The organism is Halarsenatibacter silvermanii (assembly GCF_900103135.1).
Classification (GTDB): domain Bacteria; phylum Bacillota; class Halanaerobiia; order Halanaerobiales; family Halarsenatibacteraceae; genus Halarsenatibacter; species Halarsenatibacter silvermanii.
This window is the reverse complement of sequence record NZ_FNGO01000048.1, coordinates 1-4840: the sequence shown is the minus strand read 5'-3', so window position 1 is coordinate 4840 and position 4840 is coordinate 1. Positions and strand designations below refer to the sequence as shown.

The 4840-nt window shown below is 43.2% G+C and carries 6 protein-coding genes; 4 read left to right on the top strand and 2 right to left on the bottom strand.

Going from position 1 to position 4840, the window contains the following annotated elements; all coding sequences use genetic code 11:
• The first annotated feature begins 338 nt into the window (after window positions 1-338).
• From BLT15_RS12735 to BLT15_RS12720, 4 genes are all read left to right on the top strand, one after another.
• Window positions 339-1505, top strand: a complete 1167-nt coding sequence (locus BLT15_RS12735; protein WP_159429965.1) for an MFS transporter — start codon at window positions 339-341, stop codon at window positions 1503-1505.
• Between the two features lie 93 nt (window positions 1506-1598).
• Window positions 1599-2084, top strand: a complete 486-nt coding sequence (gene tsaA / locus BLT15_RS12730) for a tRNA (N6-threonylcarbamoyladenosine(37)-N6)-methyltransferase TrmO (protein ID WP_089762424.1) — start codon at window positions 1599-1601, stop codon at window positions 2082-2084.
• Between the two features lie 117 nt (window positions 2085-2201).
• Window positions 2202-3140 carry an ABC transporter ATP-binding protein gene (locus tag BLT15_RS12725; protein ID WP_089762422.1) on the top strand — a complete coding sequence of 313 codons (939 nt, stop codon included), beginning with the start codon at window positions 2202-2204 and terminating at the stop codon, window positions 3138-3140.
• Window positions 3121-3876: an ABC transporter permease gene (locus BLT15_RS12720; protein WP_089762420.1), complete on the top strand. Its 756-nt coding sequence runs from the start codon at window positions 3121-3123 to the stop codon at window positions 3874-3876. Before BLT15_RS12725 ends, BLT15_RS12720 begins: the two co-directional genes overlap by 20 nt.
• Window positions 3877-3959: 83 nt before the next feature.
• Here the strand turns inward: BLT15_RS12720 and BLT15_RS12715 are convergent, their stop codons facing one another.
• Window positions 3960-4073: a thioredoxin family protein gene (locus tag BLT15_RS12715; protein WP_089762418.1), complete on the bottom strand. Its 114-nt coding sequence runs from the start codon at window positions 4071-4073 to the stop codon at window positions 3960-3962.
• Window positions 4074-4195: 122 nt separating this feature from the next.
• A complete protein-coding gene (locus tag BLT15_RS12710) occupies window positions 4196-4528 on the bottom strand; it encodes an ArsR/SmtB family transcription factor (RefSeq protein WP_089762416.1) in 333 nt (110 codons plus the stop codon).
• Window positions 4529-4840: the final 312 nt, after the last annotated feature.

Below are 4840 nucleotides of genomic sequence, written 5' to 3'. Positions count from 1 at the left end.
AGCTTTTGCGAAGGAAGCGCAATTTTTTGGCCGAAAACTAAACTTATGCCGGGGAAAAATTTCATTGTGAACGCAGCTTTATATCTTACAGCACATCTAAATAATGTTTTTGACACACCTATTTACCAGCTGATAAAAAGAAGATCCATCATGTATTGAGGCCGGCCTCACTAAAAGAGCGATCATTTGACAAATCTAATTAAGTATACTACAATTTGATTAAGAAAATAACTAAATAAAAGTTTTCTGATAGGCAGCGGATAGATTTATCTGTGCACGTCTTTAATATCCAGCACATCCGGATTATTGTATCGATGGAGGGAGGATTCAACTGGAACATGTCAGGAAAAAATGACGCAAAAACGGCGGTATTGCTGTTAGGAGCCATGGGTTTTTGGGTGATGGGGGATAATTATGCTGCTTCACCCATGCTGGTAGATATTGCTCAGGATTTTGGCCTGGAGATCGGCACAGCAGCCATGGTGGTAGTGGCCTATATGATCCCTTTTGGACTTTTTACCTTTATTTTCGGACCGCTGGGAGACAGGTATGGCAAACTGAGAATTATCACGATAGCCTCCTTCGGCACGGCGATTTTCAGCAGCCTGGGGGCGCTGGCTTTCAATTTCCCTTCCCTGCTGGCTGTCAGAGCTATAAACGGAGGGTTTGCCGCTGCCATACTGCCGGTGTCAGTCTCCTACATAGGGGATATTTTTAATAAGCCCCGGGCTGTGATGAATGCCATCGGCCAGATGATGGGCAGTTTCTTTCTGGGAGCGGCAGCAGCCACAGCTATAGGTGGCGGCCTGTCATTTATTGGTTCCTGGCGGCTTGTTTATCTAACCTATGGAGTTGCGGAACTGGTCATAGTTGTAATAATCCTCAAATCGCTGCAGTTTGATGAAGGAACAGCCGAAAAACTCAGCTTTCGCCGGGCCTACAGCAATGCTTTTAAGCGTCCTATGTTACTCAAGACAGTTGCGCTGCTTTTTCTGATAGGTTTTGCCGTGTTCGGCAGTTTCACCTATCTGGGAGATTTTTTCGTGGAAATGACCGGTTATAATATACTGGTGGTAGGACTAATATTGACTCTTTTTGGTCTGGCAGCCTTCACAGGCGGCCGCAATGTAGGAAACATGCGCCAGCTGCTGGGACCTAAGCTTTTAATACTGGCTGGTCTTGTAGGTATTATCTCCTGGCTGCCCCTGGGCTTCTGGCCCGGCCTGGTTTTCGCGGTCCCGGCCCTTATCGGTTTTGGGCTGGCTTTCGTCACTTTACAATCCACTATACTGGTCACAGCCCAAAAACAGATGCCCCGGCAGCGCGGAACGGTGATGTCCCTGGCCTCTTTCAACATGTTTGTGGGCGGAGGAACTGGAGTGACCATAAACAGATTGCTGCTCAATTTCTGGGGGTATCAGGCTATTTATCTGATAGCCGGCACAGCAGTTTTAATAGTGGGCTTTCTAATTTACCTGGTAATCAATACTCTGCCGGCAGATTAGTCTATAATCAAATTATTTCACCTTCCTCAAACGTGAATCAGGATACAATTGACAGAAATTTTTATATAATCTTACAGAAGGAGATAATAAAACATGAAGGAAATAAAATATGAAGCCATAGGTGAGGTAAGATCTTCTTTCAAAGAACCGGAGGGGACTCCCATACAACCCACATCTTCCGGTACTGAAGAAGGCAAAATAATTCTAGGTCAAAAATACAAAAAGGGGCTAAAGGATCTGGAGGGTTTTTCTCACCTAATTATTCTTTATCACTGCCATAAAGCGGGAGAATACTCATTGCAGACAAAGCCTTTTATGGAGGACGAAAAACACGGTGTTTTTTCCATCAGAGCTCCCAGCCGTCCTAATTCCATCGGACTTTCTGTGGTGAAGCTCGACAGGATAGAAGATAACATTTTATTCATAAAGAATGTAGATATGCTTGATAGCACTCCAGTGATCGATATCAAACCTTATGTCCCCCAGTTCGATGATAGAGAGAATGTTAAAATTGGCTGGCTGGAAGATAATATTGAAAAACTTTCTGAGACTGAAGATGACGGAAGATTTTCCGGCTGATAATGTTGAATTATTTTAAGATCATCTGTAACAGTAGATTACCTTGATAAAAGAGATATGATTTAATTCTAGGATGCATTTTAGAGAAAATATTTTGTCTGGAGGTTGAATAAATTTATGGAACGTGCTGTAGAAATTAATAACCTGCATAAAAAGTTTGGCGATATCGAAGCTGTAAAAGGGATAGATTTCTCAGTTCAGAAAGGAGAGATATTCGGTTTTTTAGGACCAAATGGAGCTGGCAAGACGACCACGGCCAGAATGATCACCGGTGTTTTAAAACCTGACCGGGGGCGAATAGAGCTGGCTGGATATGATCTTGAAGAAAATTTTGTGGAGGCCAGATTGAGAATCGGCGTGGTGCCGGAAGCTGCCAATGCCTATCATGAACTGACAGCCCGGGAGAATATCAAATTCATGGCCAGAATGTACGGTTTAAGCGGTGAAGATATAGAGGAGAAGACAAAAAAATTGTTGAAAAAACTGGGCCTGGCAGACAGGATGAACGATAAAGTCAAAGAATACTCTAAAGGCATGACTCAGAGGGTTATACTGGGAATGGCGTTGATCAATAATCCTGAAATTCTTTTTCTGGACGAACCCACCCGGGGCCTTGATGTGCAGAGCACGAGAATCATGCATGAAATTATACAGGATTTAAATCAAAAAGGCAGCACTATTTTTCTTACCACTCACAATATCCAGGAAGCCAATCAGCTGTGCCACCGGGTAGCAGTAATAAATAAAGGGCGGATTGCCGCCATAGATACTCCCGAAAATTTGAAGAATACTTTCAAAGAACTGCAGACAGTAGAGCTCTGTCTTGAAGATGGAGATTATCCGCTGCCGTCGGAGCTTGAATATATTTCTAAATCAGCAAAAGAGGGCAATAAAATGAAGTATTATACAGATAACCCTGACAGGGCTGTTAAAGAGCTGATCAGTAGAATAGGTGATAAAAAAATAGCTGGCTTAAATATCTTAGAACCTGATCTGGAGGATGTTTTTGTGGAATTGACCGGAGGTGAATTAAACAATGAGAATCAGCAGATTTAAGCTCTGGCTGCAGCAGCTGGCTGCCATCTCTCAAAAAAATATCAAAATATATTACAGCGAAAGCCCTGTTCTCATCTTTGGAGTGTTATTTCCTTTCTGTCTATTCTTTGCTTTTGCTCTGGGAAGAGATCTGGGTTTTTTGGAACTTCTGCCCGGACTGCTGGGGATCACCTTCTTTTTTGCGGGATCAGCCGTAGGGCCTTTTATTACACCCTGGGAAACCAGGACCGGGACTCTGGAAAGGCTGCTGGCCCTGCCGATGCCGAGATGGATTATGGTGATCGGCGATATTTTAGCGGGATTTTTCTTTTCTTTATTCCTGGCGATAATAATTGTACTATTTTCCTATATCTTTCTGGGGGTTAAAGTGGCCAGCATTCCCCTGCTGATATTAACTTCCATAATAGCGTCTTTGCTTTTTGCCGGTCTGGGGAGCGCTTTTGCCGCCCTGCCCACCGATAAACCTTCCAATGTCATGATGCTGGCCAATTCCATCAGACTGCCAGTTATTTTCATCAGCGGAATTTTTGTGCCGCTGGCAGAACTGCCCTTCTGGGGGAGAGTTTTGAGCTATATTTCTCCTGTCACCTATGCTGTAGAGCTTTTAAGAGCGGCCTATGCCGGAAATAATTATCTTTCTCCTTTAATATCGGGAGCAGTTCTGACTGGATTTATGCTGATCATTGTAGGAGGAGCGGTTTTATTTCACCGGCGTACTCTCACCCGGAGGGTGTGATTATATCAGGGCGGAAGTTAAAAGAGCTTGAAAAAATTTGCAAGCGTTCTCTCACCGGCCTGATTATCCCTGCAGTATCTTTTTTATTTTATCTTCAGAGGGAACTTCTCCAGCCCCTGATCTTCAGCCACTCTTTTTACTCTTTCAGCCAGAGTTTTGCAGTTCTGGCAGCCGGGTCCTAAAACTTCCACTTTCATTGATATCTCCCCCTTTTATTTTTTACTGGATCTTCCTGTCTGCAGTTGGTTAATAGGCGTGTAAAAAAAACTCATTTAGTTGTACTGTAAGATATAAAGCTTCGTTCACAAGGAAATTTTTTTCAGCCCAGATTGAGCTCATCCTGCTTATCGAGATATTTTCCCCGCAATATCTGGTCAAGACAGTCGAAAAATCCAGCTATGCAGGGAACTTCCAGCGAATAGTAGTTTTTCAATCCGCTTTTTTCCCGCCCGACCACGCCGGCCTGCAGCAAAATTTTAAGATGTTTGGAAGTGGTCGACTGACTTGTTTCCAGACGGTCGGTAAAATCCTGAACGCAGAGCTTTTTTTCCTCCGCCAGCAGATCCACGATTTTCAACCTGGTGGGATGAGAGAGAGCTTTGGCTACCTCCGATCTGGCTTCATAAAGTTTTTTATCTCCGATTGTTCTCACCCTCCTCTATTTTGATCTCAGCAACGCTAAATTTAGTCCTGCAGTTATTATATTACGATATTAGAATATAGTTGTCAAACTGAAAAATGGGCAAATAACAGACAGGCGAAAAACAAAAGAAAAGATGCGTTTGACAGCGGCTGGCAGCTGTAATATTATATGAGTAGATGCAAATATTGAGATATGCATCGAGATAGGATTTTGTTAGTTCTTGCTATTCATAATATCATTTAACATGAGCTGATATTCATGCAGGAAGAACACGAGCTCGGCTTTTTTGAGAGGTATTTGACCGTGTGGGTGGGACTTTGC

Bases quoted from the DNA above. Each gene is read 5' to 3' on its own strand.
- tsaA (WP_089762424.1), top strand. From the start codon at position 1,599: ATGAAGGAAATAAAATATGAAGCCATAGGTGAGGTAAGATCTTCTTTC.
- BLT15_RS12715 (WP_089762418.1), bottom strand. From the start codon at position 4,073: ATGAAAGTGGAAGTTTTAGGACCCGGCTGCCAGAACTGCAAAACTCTG.
- BLT15_RS12720 (WP_089762420.1), top strand. From the start codon at position 3,121: ATGAGAATCAGCAGATTTAAGCTCTGGCTGCAGCAGCTGGCTGCCATC.
- BLT15_RS12735 (WP_159429965.1), top strand. From the start codon at position 339: ATGTCAGGAAAAAATGACGCAAAAACGGCGGTATTGCTGTTAGGAGCC.
- BLT15_RS12725 (WP_089762422.1), top strand. From the start codon at position 2,202: ATGGAACGTGCTGTAGAAATTAATAACCTGCATAAAAAGTTTGGCGAT.